At 70.9% G+C, this 17257-nt stretch carries 15 protein-coding genes; 7 read left to right on the top strand and 8 right to left on the bottom strand.

Annotation, left to right across the window (positions count from 1 at the left end; all coding sequences use genetic code 11):
• The first annotated feature begins 89 nt into the window (after window positions 1–89).
• Window positions 90–1001: a LysR family transcriptional regulator gene (locus tag AUV07_RS16380; RefSeq protein ID WP_060922063.1), complete on the top strand. Its 912-nt coding sequence runs from the start codon at window positions 90–92 to the stop codon at window positions 999–1001.
• Between the two features lie 7 nt (window positions 1002–1008).
• Here AUV07_RS16380 and AUV07_RS16375 read toward each other — a convergent pair whose 3' ends face one another.
• Complete coding sequence (locus AUV07_RS16375) at window positions 1009–1413, bottom strand: arsenate reductase ArsC (RefSeq protein ID WP_062637770.1); 405 nt, start codon at window positions 1411–1413, stop codon at window positions 1009–1011.
• 16 nt (window positions 1414–1429) lie between these two features.
• Window positions 1430–2728 (bottom strand): FAD-dependent oxidoreductase, encoded by a 1299-nt coding sequence (locus AUV07_RS16370; RefSeq protein ID WP_062637767.1) that lies wholly within the window; start codon window positions 2726–2728, stop codon window positions 1430–1432.
• Window positions 2729–2811: 83 nt separating this feature from the next.
• Here AUV07_RS16370 and AUV07_RS16365 point away from each other — a divergent pair, with 83 nt between their 5' ends.
• Window positions 2812–3153: an ArsR/SmtB family transcription factor gene (locus AUV07_RS16365; RefSeq protein ID WP_231868297.1), complete on the top strand. Its 342-nt coding sequence runs from the start codon at window positions 2812–2814 to the stop codon at window positions 3151–3153.
• 66 nt (window positions 3154–3219) lie between these two features.
• On the opposite strand, the gene AUV07_RS16360 is transcribed toward AUV07_RS16365, so the two are convergent.
• The 5 genes from AUV07_RS16360 to AUV07_RS16340 all read right to left on the bottom strand — a co-directional run bounded on the left by AUV07_RS16360 (window position 3220) and on the right by AUV07_RS16340 (window position 8351).
• Entirely contained in the window at window positions 3220–3891 is a 672-nt protein-coding gene (locus tag AUV07_RS16360; protein WP_062637765.1) for a hypothetical protein, read from the bottom strand.
• 305 nt (window positions 3892–4196) lie between these two features.
• Entirely contained in the window at window positions 4197–4586 is a 390-nt protein-coding gene (locus AUV07_RS16355) for a DUF779 domain-containing protein (protein ID WP_062637763.1), read from the bottom strand.
• A 72-nt stretch (window positions 4587–4658) separates the two neighbouring features.
• The gene (gene exaC, locus AUV07_RS16350) at window positions 4659–6209 is read right to left on the bottom strand and encodes an acetaldehyde dehydrogenase ExaC (RefSeq protein WP_062637761.1); all 1551 of its coding nucleotides are present in this window, start codon (window positions 6207–6209) and stop codon (window positions 4659–4661) included.
• A 170-nt stretch (window positions 6210–6379) separates the two neighbouring features.
• Window positions 6380–7702, bottom strand: a complete 1323-nt coding sequence (locus AUV07_RS16345) for a GAF domain-containing protein (protein WP_062637759.1) — start codon at window positions 7700–7702, stop codon at window positions 6380–6382.
• Window positions 7703–7784: 82 nt separating this feature from the next.
• Window positions 7785–8351, bottom strand: coding sequence for a TetR/AcrR family transcriptional regulator (locus AUV07_RS16340; RefSeq protein ID WP_062637758.1), 567 nt, complete (start codon window positions 8349–8351; stop codon window positions 7785–7787).
• A gap of 70 nt (window positions 8352–8421) precedes the next feature.
• Here AUV07_RS16340 and AUV07_RS16335 point away from each other — a divergent pair, with 70 nt between their 5' ends.
• The 5 genes from AUV07_RS16335 (at window position 8422) to treZ (ending at window position 15636) form a co-directional block, all read left to right on the top strand.
• Complete coding sequence (locus tag AUV07_RS16335; protein ID WP_062637757.1) at window positions 8422–8991, top strand: dihydrofolate reductase family protein; 570 nt, start codon at window positions 8422–8424, stop codon at window positions 8989–8991.
• 105 nt (window positions 8992–9096) lie between these two features.
• The gene (locus AUV07_RS16330; RefSeq protein WP_025102837.1) at window positions 9097–9381 is read left to right on the top strand and encodes a hypothetical protein; all 285 of its coding nucleotides are present in this window, start codon (window positions 9097–9099) and stop codon (window positions 9379–9381) included.
• Window positions 9378–11552, top strand: coding sequence for a glycogen debranching protein GlgX (glgX, locus tag AUV07_RS16325; protein WP_062637756.1), 2175 nt, complete (start codon window positions 9378–9380; stop codon window positions 11550–11552). Before AUV07_RS16330 ends, glgX begins: the two co-directional genes overlap by 4 nt.
• On the top strand, window positions 11549–13897 hold the full coding sequence (gene treY, locus AUV07_RS16320) for a malto-oligosyltrehalose synthase (protein WP_062637755.1): 2349 nt from the start codon (window positions 11549–11551) through the stop codon (window positions 13895–13897). Before glgX ends, treY begins: the two co-directional genes overlap by 4 nt.
• Window positions 13894–15636, top strand: coding sequence for a malto-oligosyltrehalose trehalohydrolase (gene treZ / locus AUV07_RS16315; protein WP_062637754.1), 1743 nt, complete (start codon window positions 13894–13896; stop codon window positions 15634–15636). Before treY ends, treZ begins: the two co-directional genes overlap by 4 nt.
• Window positions 15637–15724: 88 nt before the next feature.
• On the opposite strand, the gene AUV07_RS16310 is transcribed toward treZ, so the two are convergent.
• Entirely contained in the window at window positions 15725–17152 is a 1428-nt protein-coding gene (locus AUV07_RS16310) for a CCA tRNA nucleotidyltransferase (protein WP_062637753.1), read from the bottom strand.
• Between the last annotated feature and the right edge of the window lie 105 nt (window positions 17153–17257).

Genomic DNA, 17257 nt, shown 5'->3' with positions numbered 1-17257 from the left:
GTCGACGGTGACACATCCGTTCCAGTGTCGGCACGGGCCGGACTTGCAGCAATGCCCAGTGGCGCGCAGCGGCTGTGCATAATTGCAGCATGGATGCGGCGAAGAGGCCTCGTGCCGACGATCTGCTCGTGCTGCTCGCGGTCGCCCGCACCGGCCGGTACACGAGCGCGGCCGCCCACCTCGGTCTTGACCACACGACGGTGGCGCGCCGCATCGCTGCCCTCGAGGACGCGCTCGGCGGACGGGTCGTCGCGCAATCCGCGTCCGGGTGGGAACTTACCGATCTGGGGCGCACCGCCGCCGAGACCGGTGGACGCATCGAGGCCGCGCTGTCCCAGCTCGACTCCGCCCCCGGCGAGACTCCTGACCCGATCGCCGGCGTCGTGCGCATGTCCGCCACCGACGGTTTCAGCGCCTACATCGCCGCCCCCGCGATCGCAGAGCTGCGCCGAGCGCACCCACGGCTGACGGTCGAGATCGTCGCGGCCACGCGGAGGGCCGCCGAGCACCGCGCCGGGCTCGACCTGGAGGTGGTCGTGGGCGCGCCCCAGACCCGCCGCGCGCAGGCCGTGAAGCTCGGCACGTACACCCTCGGCATGTACGCCTCGCGGGACTACCTCGACCGGACCGGCACCCCGGCATCGCGCGCCGAGGTGGAGCAGCACCGACTCGTGTACTTCGTCGACTCGATGCTTCAGGTGGATGCGCTCGACCTTCCGCGCCGGCTCGTTCCCGGCATGCAGGACGGCCTCACCTCGACCAACGTCTTCGTGCACGTCGAGGCCACCCGCGCGGGAGCCGGGATCGGCCTGCTCCCCTGCTTCGCGGCCGACCGGCACCCGGATCTTGTGCGCCTGCTGCCCGAGGTCTTCGCCGAGAAGCTCCCGTACTACATGGTCGCGCGGCCCGAGTCGCTGCGGCTCCCCGCGGTCGCGGCGCTCGCCGAGGCCCTGCGTGCCCGCACGCGTGCCGCGAAGGCGATGCTCGACGGGGCCGGCTGAGCGCCGGTCAGAGCAGCTCGGACACGAGGGTTTCGATGCGGTGGCGGATGTCGTCGCGGATCGGCCGGACGGCGTCGATCCCCTGACCGGCGGGGTCGTCGAGCACCCAATCCTCGTAGCGCTTGCCAGGGAAGAACGGGCACGCGTCACCGCAGCCCATCGTGATCACGACGTCGGACGCCTGCACGGCCTCGGTCGTGAGCACCTTCGGCGCCTCGGCCGTGATGTCGATGCCGAGCTCCCCCATCGCCGCCACCGCGACGGGGTTGATCTCGGCAGCAGGCATCGACCCGGCGGAGCGCACCTCGATGCGGTCGCCGGCGAGGTGCCGGAGGAAGCCGGCGGCCATCTGCGAGCGCCCCGCGTTGTGGACGCAGACGAAGAGGACGGAGGGGCGGTGCGGTGCGTTCATGGTCTCTCCAGGATGCTCAGCCGACGGGGACGGGCGGGGGCCCGATCTGCAGCGTAGTGGGCGCCGCACAACAGCCGCCTCCGCCATCGAAACTCCCGGCTCCCCCGCAGACACCCGTGTCCGGCAACACGAGTTCGTTGCGCGCCGCCGCCTCGTGATCGCCCGCGAGGTGGGCCGCGACGCTGCGCACCTGCTCGAACCCGGTCAGGGCCAGGAACGTCGGGGCGCGTCCGTAGGACTTCGCGCCGACGATGAAAAGCCCCGGCTCCGGATGCGCGAGCTGCCGGGCGCCCGTCGCCGCCACCGAACCGCACGAGTGGATGTTCGGGTCGATCTCGGAGGCGATGCCCGTCACGGCGTCCAACGAGGGGTCGAGGTCGACCCGGACCTCGCGCAGGATGCTCGTGTCCGGACGGAAGCCGGTGAGCGCGAAGACATGGCCGACGCCGGACACCTCCCGGCCATCCTCCGCGATCACGGACAGGGTGCCCGAGTCGGAACGGAGTTCAGCGACGCGGAAGCCGGTGACCACCTCGACGACCCCCGAGTCGACGACCGCGCGCGCACGGGTGCCGAGAGCCGCGCGCTCCGGCAGTTCGTCCGCTGCCCCGCCGCCGAACACGTTGGCCGCACTCCCTCGCCGCAGCAGCCACGTCACGCGGGTTCCGGGTTCACGACGCGCCCGTTCGCTGAGGCGGAGCACGGCGTGCGTCGCCGAGTGTCCGGCACCGACGACCACCACGTGCGTGCCGGCGAAGGCGGAGACGTCATCCGGGATCCGATACGTGATGAGGTCGCGTGCGGCGGTCTCGCCGAGCGCCGGGAAGCCATCGGCCCCCGCGGGGTTCGGGAGGCTCCAGGTGCCGCTCGCATCGATGACCGCCCGCGCCAGCACCATGCCCTCGGCACCGGCGCTGTCGCGCGTATGCACGACGAACGGCTGGTCCCGCCGCCCGGCGTCCACGACCTTGTCACGCCCCCGCCGGGACACTCCGGTCACCGTCATCCCCGCACGGACCTTGTTCCCCAGGGCATCCGCGAGGGGCAGGAGGTACTCCCGCAGCCACTCCTCCGCGCGGGGATAGCCGCTGGTCGGTGCGGTCCATCCGGTCGGTTCGAGAAGGCGGCGTGCGGCGGCATCGGTGAGCTCCGGCCAGGAGGAGAACATCCGCACGTGGCCCCACTCGTGGACAGCGGTTCCGGCATGCTCGCCTTGTTCCAGCACGAGCGCATCGAGACCGCGTTCCGTCAGGTGTGCCGCAGCAGCCAGACCCTGCGGGCCGGCGCCGATGATGACCACGGGTAGGCCGGTCACAAGCTCTCCTCATATCGATGTGTATCAATACGACGAGCATGGCGCACCTATCGATGATTGTCAATACGTGCCACACTGGGAGGGTGACCCTTCCCGCGACCATCGATCAGAGCGTCTGCTGCACGCCTCGCGTCACCACGACGCTGGCCCCAGAAGACGCCGAGAGCCTCGCTCGCGTCTTCAAAGCCCTGGGCGACCCCACCCGCGTGATGCTGCTGTCTCTCATCTCCGGCAGCGACGGCGGAGAAGCCTGCATCTGCGATCTCACCGAACCCGTCGGCCTGTCCCAGGGCACTGTCTCCCACCACATGAAGGTGCTCGCCGATGCGGGGCTGGTCATTCGCGAGCAGCGGGGCCGATGGGCCTACTTCTCGCTGAACGGCGAGGCCCTGGGCGCCGCCGCCGACGCCTTGCGGTCGCGCTGACCGCCTTCGAATCGCGCAATTGTCTGCACCTCGGGCCGAAACGGGACCAGTCGGGCGATTCGAAACTCAGTACCCGTGCTCGACGGCGAATGACCGCAGGACGCCGTCCGTGCCGTCGCCGCCGAGGAAGGTCGAGGTCTGCAGCGTCACCGTCTCCGCGAATCCGTCGGGGCCGGGCACGGTGATCTCCAGCGGATACGTACCGCCGAACGCGGGGATCCGCAGCACCTCATCGCCATCCGCGAGAGACCGGGCCGCGAGGAACGCGGCGCTGACGTCCACGCCGTGGATGCGATACACCGTGTCGGCCGGGAGGAGCTCGACGCCGCTCGCGTCCAGCCCGAAGTCGTCCTCGGAGGTCACGATGGCGTAGTCGTCCGCACCCCGTTCGTTCGCGCTGGTCCGTCGGAGCTCGACCGTGTCGGTGTGCTCGGCGCCCGCCATCTCGTAGGTGACGGTCGCAGTGCCGCTCTTCCCGTCCTCCGACGCCGTCACGTCATCGACGGAGAGGATCTTCGGCCGGTCGTCGACCTGCGTGTAGACGCCGCTCCTAGTGAGCAGCAGAGCGAGCGGCTGCTCAAAAGCCACCGCCGGGTAGAGGTTCTCGGCTGCGCCGTCCTCGTCCCCGGCGGCGAGGAGCGCGAAGACGAAATCGACGGAGGATCGCACGCCGTCCTCTGCCGAGAAGAGCTCGACATCGGTCGGCGCGGGCGTCGGAGACGGCGGGGCGGCAGGCATGCAACCGCCCAACGCCAGAGCCAGAACCACGGCAGGGGCCAGGACGATCGGCAGACGTCTCTTCCGAGATCGGGACGGGCTCATGTGCACCTCGGATCGGACTCGGCGTCGTGGTCGGCCTTCCGCGGCAAGGCTCCCCGAGCCTACGGAAGGGCATCGGCGACGATCAACACCGCACCCATCGCTCCCCGGCGAACGCGCGGGCGAGGCGTCTCAGGCCAGGCTGAGGCCCGCCAGCTCCGCGGGATCGCTTGATTGGCTGCATATCCGGCCGAAATGGGACCAATCAGGCGATTCGAAGGCCCTCAGGCCAGGCCGAGGCCCGCCAGCTCCGCGGGGTCGAGCATCCGCGACCGGATGAGGAAGCGCATCCCCGTCGGACCTTCGACGCTGAACCCGGCGCCGCGACCAGGCACGACATCGATCGTCAGGTGCGTGAACTTCCAGTACTCGAACTGCGAGGCCGACATGAAGACCTCGACCGGATCGTCGAGCCCGACGTCGAGGGCGCCGAGGAGCACGTCGCCGGGGCCGGTGAGGAACATCCCCACCGGGTAGCACATGGGCGCGGAGCCGTCGCAGCAGCCGCCGGACTGGTGGAACATGAGCGGCCCGTGCTGCGCGGTGAGCTCGCGGACGAGCGCGGCGGCGGGGGCGGTCACCGCGACGCGCGCGGGCGGGGCGGCGTCGGCCATGGGGGACTCCTTTCGGGATGCCGGGTGCCGGACGGGGCGGCGAGCGCCGTCCGACACCCGGGCGGGGGCGGATCAGAAGAAGCCCATCGGGCCTTCCGCGTACGAGACGAGGAGGTTCTTCGTCTGCTGGTAGTGGTCGAGCATCATCTTGTGGTTCTCGCGGCCGACGCCCGACTGCTTGTACCCGCCGAACGCGGCATGCGCCGGGTACTGGTGGTAGGTGTTCGTCCACACGCGACCCGCCTCGATCGCCCTGCCCGCGCGGTACGCGGTGTCGCCGCTGCGACTCCACACCCCGGCGCCCAGGCCGTACAGGGTGTCGTTCGCGATCGAGATCGCGTCGTCGAAGTCGTCGAAGCTCGTGACCGAGAGCACCGGACCGAAGATCTCCTCCTGGAAGATCCGCATGTCGTTCGTCCCCTCGAACACGGTCGGCTGCACGTAGAAGCCCTCGCTGAGGTCGCCGCCGAGGTCGGCGCGCTCGCCTCCCGTGAGCAATCGGGCCCCGCCCTGCTTCCCGATGTCGATGTAGCTGAGGATCTTCTCCAGCTGATCGTTCGAGGCCTGCGCGCCGATCATGGTCGCGGGGTCGAGCGGATTGCCCTGCACGACCTTCTTCACGCGCTCCAGGCCGTCGGCGAGGAACCCGTCGTAGATCGAGCGCTGGATGAGGGCGCGTGACGGGCAGGTGCAGACCTCGCCCTGGTTGAGCGCGAACATCGTGAAGCCCTCGAGCGCCTTGTCGTAGAACGGGTCGTTCGTGGAGCGGGCCACGTCCTCGAAGAACACGTTCGGGCTCTTGCCGCCGAGTTCCAGGGTGACGGGGATCAGATTCTGCGAGGCGTACTGCATGATGAGGCGCCCGGTCGTGGTCTCCCCGGTGAAGGCGACCTTGCGGATGCGCTTGTGCTGGGCGAGCGGGGCGCCGGCCTCGATGCCGAAACCGTTCACGATGTTGACGACTCCGGCCGGCAGCAGGTCGCCGATGATGTCGAACAGGAACAGGATCGATGCGGGCGTCTGCTCCGCGGGCTTGATGACGATGCAGTTGCCCGCGGCGAGCGCCGGCGCCAGCTTCCACACGGCCATGAGGATCGGGAAGTTCCAGGGGATGATCTGGCCGACGACGCCGAGCGGTTCGTGGAAGTGGTACGCGACGGTGTTCTCGTCGAGCTGGCTGATGCCGCCCTCCTGCGCGCGGAGCACCCCGGCGAAGTAGCGGAAGTGGTCGATCGCGAGCGGGATGTCGGCGGCGAGGGTCTCCCGCACGGGCTTGCCGTTCTCCCAGGTCTCGGCGACCGCGATCTCCTCCAGGTGCTGCTCCATCCGGTCGGCGATGCGGTTCAGGATCACGGAGCGCTCCGCGGGGCTGGTCTTGCCCCAGGCGGTGAAGGCCTTCCAGGCGACGTCGACGGCGCGGTCGATGTCCTCCACGGTGCCGCGGCCGACCTCGGTGAAGGGCTTGCCGTTGACGGGACTGATGTTCTCGAAGTACTGGCCCTTCGCGGGTTCGACGAACTCGCCGCCGATGTAGTGGCCGTAGCGGGGCCGATAGTTCGCGACCGCTCCGGGCTGCCCGGGGGCCGCGTAGGCGAGGGACACGTCTTCTTCGACGATGGTCATGGGGGTCTCCTTCGACGGGGGCGCCGCGGCGTCGATGCCGCGGTGTTCCCTCGACGCTAGGCCGCTCCCCGTTGCACTCCCGGTGCGCAACGTTGCAGCCGGTTGCACCCGTTCGAATCGCGCACTGTGCTGCATCCGCGGCCGAAATGGAGCCAATCGGGCGATTCGAATCAGGTGAGGCGCTCGATCCGGGTCACGAGGCCGGCACGACGCGGCGAGCGCGCCGGAAGCATCTCCAAGGCGAGCCGCAGCACCTCCGCGTCCTCGCTCCCCTCGGGGGTGTCCGCGTAGGCGAGCAGCACGTCCAGACTCGCCCCCGACAGCATCACCTCCCGCAGCGCCGCCCGGACCGAGTCACGGAACTCCTCCACGCCGGGCGAGGCCGACTCCGGCAGCACCGGCCCCCGATACGCCGTCAGAGCGACCCGGTGCGCCCCGCGATCCAGGAGGGAGAGCACGTCGTGGGCGTCGGTCTCCAGCGGCACCGGAAGACGATACGGGCGGGACTCCGGCACGAGGTCGGGAGCCGCCCGCTCCAGGACCTTCCGCAGACGCACCATCTCCGGCCGCAGGGTGTCCGGCGAGACGCCGGGGCCGTAGACGAGCTCGGCGAGCCGGTCGGCGGAGAGCCCCTGACGGTGCACGGCCAGCATCAGGAGGATGGCCGCGTGCCGGGCGCTGAGCTCGGTGACCGCCTCCTCGTGCGCCGACACGGTCTCCAGCCGGGCGCGGTCGCGTCCGAGCACGTGCAGTCGCGCGCGGGCGAGGGGTTCCGGCGGCGGCCTGCCGGGCAGTCGTCGAGCCGGAGGCTCCGCCCGTCTCTGCAGCCGGGCCACGAGGAGCTCGGACTCGACCGCTCGCGCCGTGGCGTCGACGAGTAGTCGTGCCTGCGGAGTCACCACCTCCGGCCCCCCGGTGATGTCGATCACGCCCAGGACCCGCTGCGTCTCCGGGTCGCGTACGGGGGCCGCGGTGCACGACCACGGGTGTACCAGCCGGTTGTAGTGCTCGGCCCCGCGGATCTGCACCGATCGTTCCAGGGCGAGCGCGGTGCCGGGAGCGCTCGTGCCGACGACGTCCTCCGCCCAGTTCGCGCCGGCGACGAACCCCATGCCCTCGGTGAGGGACCGCAGCTGCGCGTCCCCCTCGATCCACAGCAGGCGCCCGGCCTGGTCCCCGACGGCGATCACGACCCCCGAGTCCTCGGAATCGCCGGGAAGCAGCAGCGCCCGGATCATCTCCATCGCCGAGGCGAGCGGATGGGCCAGGCGATAGGCGTCGAGCTCGTCCTCGTGCAGATCGAGCGGCGGCAGTCCCTCCGGCCCGACGCGGCGACGCCAGGACCTCTCCCACGACTCGCGCACGAGCGGACGCACTTCTCGGAGGCGGTGATCGTCGAGATTGCCGGCGATGAGCTCCTCGTGCGCACGCTCGACGAGGAGGCGAGACGCCGTCGGCGACGCCTCCCGCGGATCGTGCCACGTCGCAGACACGCGTTCTCCGTTCCTGGAGCCGGGAGCGTGCCCTCAGTGTACGAGCAGGATCGACCGGGCGGAACAGCAGCCGGGGCGGCGGTCAGGGCAGCAGCCCGGCCACGAGATCGTCGATCACGTCGTCGGTCGAGGTCTCCGGGTCGATCGGGGTGGTGAGCAGGTCGAGCAGCAGACCGTCGATCGCGTAGTGGAACAGGGCGATCTCCCGTCGGCCCCCGGGGAGACCCGCCCGGGTGTTGAAGGCGACGTCCGCATCGAAGCCGGCCCGTTGCCAGGCGCCGAGCACGGCGGCGAGCTCGGGACGGCGCGCACTCTCGAGCCGCAGTTCGAAGAGGGCGAGGGTCACGTCGCGATCAGCGGTGAGGCGGCGCACGATGTCCCGGATGTAGTCGGCGAAGAGCTCCCGGCTCGGCGTGATCTCGGCCCTCCGCTCCAGGTCCTCGGGCGTCGGAGCCAGGCGTTCCCCGATGCGGTCGACGAGACCCTCGATCAGCGCCTCCCTGCTGCGGAAGTAGTTCGACGTCGTGCCCGCGGGGACCTCCGCCTCGGCGTCGACCGCGCGGTGTGTGAGCCCCCGGGATCCCTCGCGGGCGAGCACCGCCAGCCCCGCATCCGCGATCTGCCGTCGTCGCGGCTCGTTCCTCGCCATGCCGCCACCCTAGCGCAATCACTACGACTGTTGTACTCTCAACCGCAACAGATGTAGTGATTGGAGACCGATGCGAGAGCTCGTGTACTACGCCGCGGTGACCCTGGACGGGTTCATCGCCGGTCCGGACGGGGAGTTCGACGCCTTCCTCGTCGAGGGCGACCACATGGACGGCATCAATGCCCGCTTCGCCGACACCCTGCCGACCGTGGCCGCCGAAGCCCTCGGCATCCCGCAGCGCAACGATGTGTTCGACACCGTGTTGATGGGCAGGAACACCTACGAGGTGGGCGGGCTCGCGAGCCCGTACCGGCACCTGCGGCAGATCGTCTTCAGCCGCACCCGCACCGCCGAGACCGAGAACCTCGAGGTGACGGCCGAGGACCCGGTGGACGTCGTGCGGCGCCTCAAGCGCGAGGAAGGCGGCGCGATCTGGCTGTGCGGCGGCGGCTCTCTCGCGGCGACGCTGGCCGACGAGATCGACCGGCTCATCCTGAAACGGCAGCCGCTGCTCTTCGGATCCGGCATCCCGCTCTTCGGCGACCGCCCCTACCGTCCCGAACGGTTCGAGGCCGTGGAGACGACCCCGTATGAATCGGGCGTCGTGGTGACGGAGTACGTGCGACGGCGCGGCGAGTGATCCCGTCGTCATCGGGTGCATAGCCGGTCGACGCCCGGTTGGCAATACCGTTCTCGAATCCGTTCCCGGTTCCTATCGTGGTCCCATCACGAGTCAGGAGGCGCCATGAACGTCCACACCCCCACCAGCACTGGCTCCTCGCAGCGCGCCGACGCGGCCCACCCCGCCGCGATCGAGCCAGCCTGCGAGCGGATCGACTTCGACCGGTACGTCGTCGCGCACGACGCCCCTGTCGGGTACATCGAGGTCGTGCCGCCGCTCTATGTCTGCTACCTCGGACACCCGTATCCTCGGGCTGTGGAGATCGCTCAGGTGTACGACTACGACCATGCCGTCAGCATCGTCAGTGCCATGGCCGCGGGTTCGCGCGACCACGCCCTCGCCGGATGAGCCGCGAGGTCTGGCCCGGGTCCGCCTACCCGCTGGGGGCCACCTTCGACGGGCAGGGCACCAACTTCGCCCTCTTCAGCGAGGGAGCGGAGCGCGTGGAGCTCTGCCTCTTCGACGCGGACGGCACGGAGACGCGCGTGCCCCTCACGGAGGTGGACGCCTTCGTCTGGCACGGCTACCTGCCCACGGTCCAGCCCGGGCAGCACTACGGCTATCGGGTGCACGGCCCCTACGACCCGGCCCAGGGACAGCGGTTCAACCCGAACAAGCTGCTCCTCGACCCGTACGCGAAGGCCGTCGCCGGCGAGATCGACTGGGGTCAGTCCCTGTTCGGCTACGACTTCGGCGACCCCGATTCCCGGAACGACGACGACTCCGCGGCTGCGATGGCGAAGGGCGTCGTCGTCAGTCCGTTCTTCGAGTGGGGCGGCGACCGGCCGCTGAAGACCCCGTACGCCGAGACGGTCATCTACGAGGCCCATGTGAAGGGGCTCACCCAGCGGCATCCCGAGGTGCCGGAGGAGCTGCGGGGGACCTACGCCGGCATCGCGCATCCGGCGGTCGTCGAGCACCTCCAGCGTCTCGGCGTCACCGCCCTGGAGCTGATGCCCGTGCACCAGTTCGTCAACGACTCGGTGCTGCAGGACAAGGGCCTGTCGAACTACTGGGGCTACAACACCCTCGGCTTCTTCGCCCCGCACAACGCCTATGCCGCCGGTGGTCAGGACGGTCAGCAGGTGCAGGAGTTCCGCGCCATGGTGCGCGCGCTCCACGAGGCCGGGATCGAGGTCATCCTCGACGTGGTCTACAACCACACGGCGGAGGGCAACCACCTCGGTCCGACGCTCTCGATGCGCGGGATCGACAACGAGGCGTACTACCGGCTCGAAGAGGACAAGCGGTACTACACGGACTACACCGGCACGGGCAACAGCCTGAACGCGGGCAACCCGCACGCCCTGCAGCTGCTCATGGACTCGCTGCGGTACTGGGTGACCGAGATGCACGTCGACGGCTTCCGCTTCGACCTGGCGGCGACCCTCGCCCGAGAGTTCTACGACGTCGACCGCCTCGCGGCGTTCTTCGAGCTCGTGCAGCAGGATCCGATCGTCTCGCAGGTGAAGCTCATCGCCGAGCCGTGGGACATCGGACCCGGCGGCTATCAGGTGGGCAACTTCCCGCCGCAGTGGACGGAGTGGAACGGCAAGTACCGCGACACCGTGCGCGACTTCTGGCGCGGGGAGCCGCAGGCCCTCGGCGAGTTCGCCTCCCGCCTCACCGGGTCCGCCGACCTGTACGAGCACTCCGGCCGACGACCCGTCGCCTCCATCAACTTCGTGACCGCGCACGACGGCTTCACGCTGCGCGACCTCGTCTCCTACAACGAGAAGCACAACGAGGACAACGGCGAGGACAACAACGACGGCGAATCCCACAACCGCTCCGACAACATGGGCGCGGAGGGGCCGACCGACGACATCGACATCAATCGCCGCCGCGCGCGTCAGCAGCGGAACTTCCTCGCGACGCTGCTGCTCTCACAGGGCGTGCCGATGATCTCCCACGGCGACGAGCTCGGCCGCACGCAGCACGGCAACAACAACGGCTATGCACAGGACAACGAGCTCACCTGGATCGACTGGGAGGCGGCCGACCTGCCGCTCGTGGAGTTCACGGCGGCGGTCGCCCGGCTCCGGCACGACCATCCGACCTTCCGCCGCAGTCGCTTCTTCGACGGACGCCCGGTCGCGGACGAGGACGGCGAGCGCATCCCCGACGTCGTGTGGCTGCGACCGGACGGCGCCCGCATGACCCCGGAGGACTGGGATTCGGGCTTCGGCCGCTCTGTCGGCATGTTCCTCAACGGCCGCGGGATCCGCGAGAACGACCGGCGAGGGCGACCCGTGGAGGACGTGAACTTCCTCGTCTACTTCAACAGCGGGGACGAGCCCGTCGACCTCGCCCTGCCGGACGATCGCCACGGTGCGGAATGGCTCGTCGCAGTGGACACCGCCGGCGAGCTGGGCGACCGGAACCTCCGCGCCCGCGACACCGTGCCGCTCGAGGGCAAGGCCATGCTCGTGCTGCAGGAGATCGACGGCGAGCCGGTCGACACCGACGACTCCGTCGACGCCTCGCTCCGCGCGCAGAGCGAGCAGGTCGCCTCATGACCGACAGGCCGCTGTCGACCTATCGCCTCCAGATCAGCGGCAGCTTCCCCCTCGAAGCGGCGGCCGAGGTGGTCGGCTACCTCGCCGAGCTCGGCGCGTCCTGGACGTATCTGTCGCCGCTGCTGGCGGCGACGCCGGGTTCGAACCACGGCTACGACGTGGTCGACCACGCGCGCATCGATCCGGACCGAGGGGGCGAGGACGGTCTCGTCCGGTTCGCCTCGGCGGCGCGCACGGCCGGCCTCGGCATCCTCGCCGACATCGTGCCCAACCATGTGGGCGTCGCCGTGCCGCGGCAGAACCCGTGGTGGTGGGAGGTGCTGCGACTCGGCCGGAAGACCCGTCATGCCGCCGCCTTCGACATCGACTGGGACGCCGGCAGCGGGCGCCTCCTGCTCCCGCTGCTGGGCGCGAGCCCGGAGGAGGTCGTCGCGAACGGCGAGCTCGACGTCGACACCACACCGGCCGCCGATGCGCCGGACGGGGTGCTGCGCTACTTCGAGCACGAGCTCCCGCTCGCCCCGGGTACCGCGGCGCTGGCCGACGACCTCCCGGCACTCCTGGCGGCCCAGAACTACGAGCTGCGCTTCTGGGAGGACCAGAACACCGATCTCACGTACCGCCGATTCTTCGCGGTCTCCGAACTCGCCGGCATCCGGGTGGAGCGCCCCGACGTCTTCGCGGAGTCCCATCGGGAGATCCTCCGCTGGCTCCGGACCGGACTCGCGGACGGGCTGCGGGTGGATCATCCGGACGGCCTCGTCGACCCCGGCGCGTATCTGGAGCAGCTCGCCGACGCGACCGGGCGCGCGTACACGCTCGTGGAGAAGATCCTGGAGCCCGGCGAGGCCCTCCCGGCCTGGTGGCGCACCGACGGCACGACCGGGTACGACGCGCTGGCCGAGCTCGACCGCCTGTTCGTCGACGCGGAGGGTGTCGCGGCGCTGGACCGGCTGGACGCCCGCCTCCGCGCGGAGACCGGCCTCCCGGACGCGCTCCCCTGGCACGACCTCATCCACGACACGAAGCGGATGATCGCCGACACGCTCCTGGCCGCGGAGGTGCGCCGCCTGGTCCGCACGCTCCCCCACGGGATCGTGCACGCCGACGACGCCCTCGCCGAGCTCCTCGCCTGCTTCCCCGTGTATCGCTCCTATCTCCCGGAGGGCCGCGAGCACCTGCGCGCCGCCTTCGCGGAGGCCCGGCGCCGACGCCCCGACCTCTCCGCCGCCTTCGCCGCGCTCGAACCGCTCCTGGCCGATCCGACCCTCGAGGTCGCGCAGCGGTTCCCGCAGGTGAGCGGCGCCGTGATGGCGAAGGGCGTGGAGGACACCGCGTTCTACCGGTTCACCCGCCTCGGGACGCTGACCGAGGTCGGCGCCGATCCGTCGATTCCCGCCCTGTCGGTCGAGGAGTTCCACGACGCGCAGCGGGCACGACTGGCCGCCTGGCCCCACTCGATGACCACGCTTTCCACGCACGACACGAAGCGCTCGGAAGACGTGCGGGCGCGCCTGTCGGTGCTCTCGGAGATCCCGGAGCGGTGGGGCGAGGTGCTGGCGGAGCTGCGCGCCATCGCGACCACCGGACACGGTCCCCTCGACGCGCTGATCTGGCAGGCCGCCGTCGGAGCTTGGCCGCTGCCCTCCGACCGGCTCCTCGCCTATGCTACGAAGGCCGCGCGTGAGGCCGCCGAGCGGACCACCTGGCAGCATCCGGACGCGGCCTTCGAAGAGGGTCTGGCCGCGATCGCGCGATCCGTGGAGGGCGACGCCGCGCCGATCCTCGACCGGTTCGTGGCGGAGATCGTCGATGCGGGCCGTTCGAACTCCCTCTCCGCCAAGCTGCTGCAGCTCACCGGCCCCGGCGTGCCCGACGTCTACCAGGGCACCGAGCTGTGGGACCTCTCGCTCGTCGACCCCGACAACCGTCGACCCGTGGACTTCGCTCTGCGCGCCCGGATGCTGCGGGAGCTCGACGCGGACCACGCCCGCGGTGTGCTCCCGCCGATCGACGACTCCGGTGCCGCGAAGCTGCTGGTGACCTCGCGGGCCCTGCGACTGCGGCGGGACAACCCGGAGCTGTTCCGCTTCTACCGGCCGGCCGTCGTCGAGGGCGAAGCCGCGGACCACGCCGTCGCCGTGCACCGCGGCGGCGCGACCGCCGTGGCCACGCGGCTGCCGGTGACGCTGGCGCGCCGTGGGGGCTGGGGCGACACGGTCATGATGCGGCCCGAGCTGCCGGGGACGGATCTCCTCACCGGTCGGCGGATCCCGCCCGGGCCCGTGCGGCTGGCGGAACTGCTCGACACGTATCCCGTCGCCCTGATCGAGCTGGCCCGATGATCTCGGTGTGGGCGCCGAAGGCGCGTCGTGTGCGGGTGCGACGCCTCGACGCCGCGGGCACGATCGTGGAGGAGCGCGAGCTCACGGCGGCCGCTGAGGGGCACTGGACCGCTGACCTCGCCCTCGCAGACGGCGAGCGCTACGGGTTCCTGCTCGACGACGGCGACGACCTGCGTCCGGACCCTCGGTCGCGGCGGCAACCGGACGGTGTGCACGGTGCCTCGGCGGCGTTCGACCCCGCGGCCTTCGCCTGGACCGACGCCTCCTGGACCGGCCGGCAGCTCGCGGGCGGGCTGATCTACGAGCTGCACCTCGGCACCTTCACGCCGGAGGGCACGCTCGACGCGGCGATCGGCCGCCTGGCGCATCTCGTCGACCTCGGCGTCACCCATGTCGAGCTGCTGCCCGTCAACGCCTTCAACGGCGCCTGGAACTGGGGATACGACGGCGTGCTCTGGTACGCGGTGCAGGAGGAGTACGGCGGCCCTGCGGCGTATCAGCGCTTCGTCGACGCCGCCCACGCACACGGGCTCGCCGTCGTGCAGGACGTCGTCTACAACCACCTCGGTCCGAGCGGGAACTACCTCCCCCTCTTCGGTCCGTACCTGCGCGAGGGCGAGAGCAACACGTGGGGCGACTCGGTGAACCTCGACGAGGACGCGGTGCGGGAGTACATCCTCGACAACGCCCTGATGTGGCTGCGCGACTTCCACGTCGACGGACTCCGCCTCGACGCCGTGCACGCCCTCCACGACCGGCGGCCCGTGCACCTGCTGCGAGAGCTCTCCGAACGGGTGGACGCCCTCTCCGCGCAGCAGAATCGGCCGCTGACCCTCGTCGCCGAGTCCGACCTCAACGACCCGACGCTCATCCTGCCGCGGGAAGCCGGGGGCTACGGGCTCACGGCGCAGTGGTCGGACGACTGGCATCATGCCGTGCACGTCGCGCTCACCGGGGAGACCGCCGGGTATTACGCCGACTTCGCCGCGGCCGAGGCGGTGGCCAAGGTGACGGAGGGCGGGTTCTTCCACGACGGCACCTTCTCTTCCTTCCGCGACCGTCCGCACGGGTCCCCGATCCCGGCCGAGGTGCCGAGCTGGCGGCTGGTGACCTTCGCGCAGGACCACGACCAGATCGGGAACCGCGCGGCCGGGGATCGGCTCTCCGCCACGCTGTCCCCCGATCGGCTCGCGGTGGCCGCCGTCCTCACGCTGACGGCCCCGGGCACCCCGATGCTCTTCATGGGCGAGGAGTGGGGCGCGACGACACCGTGGCAGTTCTTCACCGCCCACCCCGAGCCCGAACTCGGCCGCGCGGTCGCCGAGGGTCGCACGGCGGAGTTCGCCCGCATGGGCTGGGATCCGGACGCGGTCCCCGACCCGCAGGATCCCGACACCTTCCGCCGTTCGCACCTCGACTGGGCGGAGGCCGAGGCGCCGGTGCACGCCCGGCTCCTGGCGCTGTACCGCGACCTCGCCCGACTGCGGCGAGCGCGACCGGAGCTCACCGACCCGGACTCCGCGCACGCGGCGGTCGAGGTCCGGGAGACGGACGGCCGCCCCGAGCACCGCGTCTACCGCATCGATCGCGGAGGAGTGTCCGTGCTCGTGAACCTCTCCCCCACCCCCGCAACGTTCGCGGTACCCCCCACGTCGCAGCTCCTCCTCGCCACCGCCGCCCTGACGAGCACCCCCTCGTCCCTGACTCTCCCCCCGGACGCCGCGGCGATCATCAACTGAGGTTGACCCACCCCTCTGCGGTCCTCCCGGCCCTCTGCGTGCGTCCGCAAGGGGCCGGGGTGCGCGGAAGGGGGTGGGTCGGCAGGAGTCAGCTGCGCGAAGCCCACCACTCGCGGAGACGCTGCTCCGCGACGTCCTCGCCCAGCACGCCCTCGTCGAGGCGCAGATCGAGGAGGAACCGGTACGCCTCGCCGACCTCCCGGCCCGGAGAGATGCCGAGGACCTCCTGGATGCGGTTGCCGTCGAGCTCCGGACGGATCGCGTCGAGCTCCTCCTGCTCGCGAAGAGCCGCGATCCGGGACTCGATGTCGTCGTAGGCGGCGGCGAGCCGAGCGGCCTTGCGCTTGTTCCGCGTGGTGACGTCGGCGCGCGTGAGGATGTGCAGCCGCTCCAGCAGGTCCCCGGCATCGCGGACGTAGCGGCGCACGGCGGCATCCGTCCACGCCCCCTCCGCATAGCCGAAGAACCGCAGATGCAGCTCGATCAGGGTCGCGACGGCATCCGTGGTCGCCGAGTCGAAGCGCAGGGCCTGCAGCCGCTTGCGTGCCATCCGTGCGCCGACGACGTCGTGGTGGTGGAAGGTCACCGCGCCACCCGGCTCGAGCTTGCGCGTGCGGGGCTTGCCGATGTCGTGGAGCAGAGCCGCGATCCGCAGCGGCACATCCGCCGGGGCCCCGGGGTTCCTGGCGTGCTCGAGCGCGATGGCCTGACGGAGCACCGTGAGCGAGTGCTCGTAGACGTCCTTGTGGTGGTGGTGCTCGTCGACCTCGAGCTTGAGGGCGCTGACCTCGGGGAGGAACTCCTCGATGAGTCCGGTCTCCACCAGCACCCGGATGCCGCGGACGGGGTCGGCGGTCTGCATGAGGCGCACGAGCTCGGACTGCACGCGCTCCGGGCTCACGATCGTCAGGGTCTCGCGGAGCTCGGTGATCGCCCGCTCCGTGTCCTCCTCCACCGTGAAGCCGAGTTGCGCGCTGAAGCGGGCGGCGCGCAGCATCCGGAGCGGGTCGTCGCCGAACGACACCCGGGGATCCGTCGGCGTCCGCAGCACGCCCGCCACGAGGTCCTCGACCCCGCCGGTCGGGTCGACGAGCTTCACCGCGGGCACCTGGAGGGCCATCGCGTTGACCGTGAAGTCGCGGCGGAGGAGGTCGCCGTCGATCGAGTCGCCGAACTCCACGGTGGGCTTGCGCGTCACGCCGTCGTAGCTGTCGGCGCGATAGGTCGTGATCTCGACCTGCTCGCCCCGCACCCGGGCGCCGATGGTCCCGAAGGCCCGGCCGATGTCCCAGTGCGCGGAGGCGACCGGCTTCACGATCGCGAGGATCTCGTCCGGCGAGGCGCTCGTCGTGAAGTCGAGGTCGTGCGTCTCGCGGCCGAGCAGCGCATCGCGCACCGGGCCGCCGACGACGGCGAGCTCGAAACCGGCTTCGTCGAAGGCCTCCGCGAGGGTGCGGACGACGGGATTCTCGGCGAGCGCGCCGAGACGGGCGAGGCCGTCGGCCATGTTGAGCATGGGTTCCAGCGTACCGGCCCGCTTTCCACCCCTCCCGGACCGGGCACGACTTCGGAGCTTCCGGCCGACGCGCCGGCTCCGAGCCGGTACCCCCGGCGTGTCTCG

It is taken from the genome of Microbacterium sp. CH1 (genome assembly GCF_001595495.1).
Classification (GTDB): domain Bacteria; phylum Actinomycetota; class Actinomycetes; order Actinomycetales; family Microbacteriaceae; genus Microbacterium.
This window is presented reverse-complemented; position numbering and strand designations above follow the sequence as displayed.

What these genes read in the sequence shown, in the direction of transcription:
- AUV07_RS16380 (WP_060922063.1), top strand. Translation starts at nt 90, where the DNA reads ATGGATGCGGCGAAGAGGCCTCGTGCCGACGATCTGCTCGTGCTGCTC.
- AUV07_RS16335 (WP_062637757.1), top strand. Translation starts at nt 8,422, where the DNA reads ATGCGAGAGCTCGTGTACTACGCCGCGGTGACCCTGGACGGGTTCATC.
- treZ (WP_062637754.1), top strand. Translation starts at nt 13,894, where the DNA reads ATGATCTCGGTGTGGGCGCCGAAGGCGCGTCGTGTGCGGGTGCGACGC.
- AUV07_RS16360 (WP_062637765.1), bottom strand. Translation starts at nt 3,891, where the DNA reads ATGCCTGCCGCCCCGCCGTCTCCGACGCCCGCGCCGACCGATGTCGAG.
- AUV07_RS16375 (WP_062637770.1), bottom strand. Translation starts at nt 1,413, where the DNA reads ATGAACGCACCGCACCGCCCCTCCGTCCTCTTCGTCTGCGTCCACAAC.
- AUV07_RS16355 (WP_062637763.1), bottom strand. Translation starts at nt 4,586, where the DNA reads ATGGCCGACGCCGCCCCGCCCGCGCGCGTCGCGGTGACCGCCCCCGCC.
- treY (WP_062637755.1), top strand. Translation starts at nt 11,549, where the DNA reads ATGACCGACAGGCCGCTGTCGACCTATCGCCTCCAGATCAGCGGCAGC.
- exaC (WP_062637761.1), bottom strand. Translation starts at nt 6,209, where the DNA reads ATGACCATCGTCGAAGAAGACGTGTCCCTCGCCTACGCGGCCCCCGGG.
- AUV07_RS16310 (WP_062637753.1), bottom strand. Translation starts at nt 17,152, where the DNA reads ATGCTCAACATGGCCGACGGCCTCGCCCGTCTCGGCGCGCTCGCCGAG.
- AUV07_RS16340 (WP_062637758.1), bottom strand. Translation starts at nt 8,351, where the DNA reads ATGGCGAGGAACGAGCCGCGACGACGGCAGATCGCGGATGCGGGGCTG.
- glgX (WP_062637756.1), top strand. Translation starts at nt 9,378, where the DNA reads ATGAGCCGCGAGGTCTGGCCCGGGTCCGCCTACCCGCTGGGGGCCACC.
- AUV07_RS16330 (WP_025102837.1), top strand. Translation starts at nt 9,097, where the DNA reads ATGAACGTCCACACCCCCACCAGCACTGGCTCCTCGCAGCGCGCCGAC.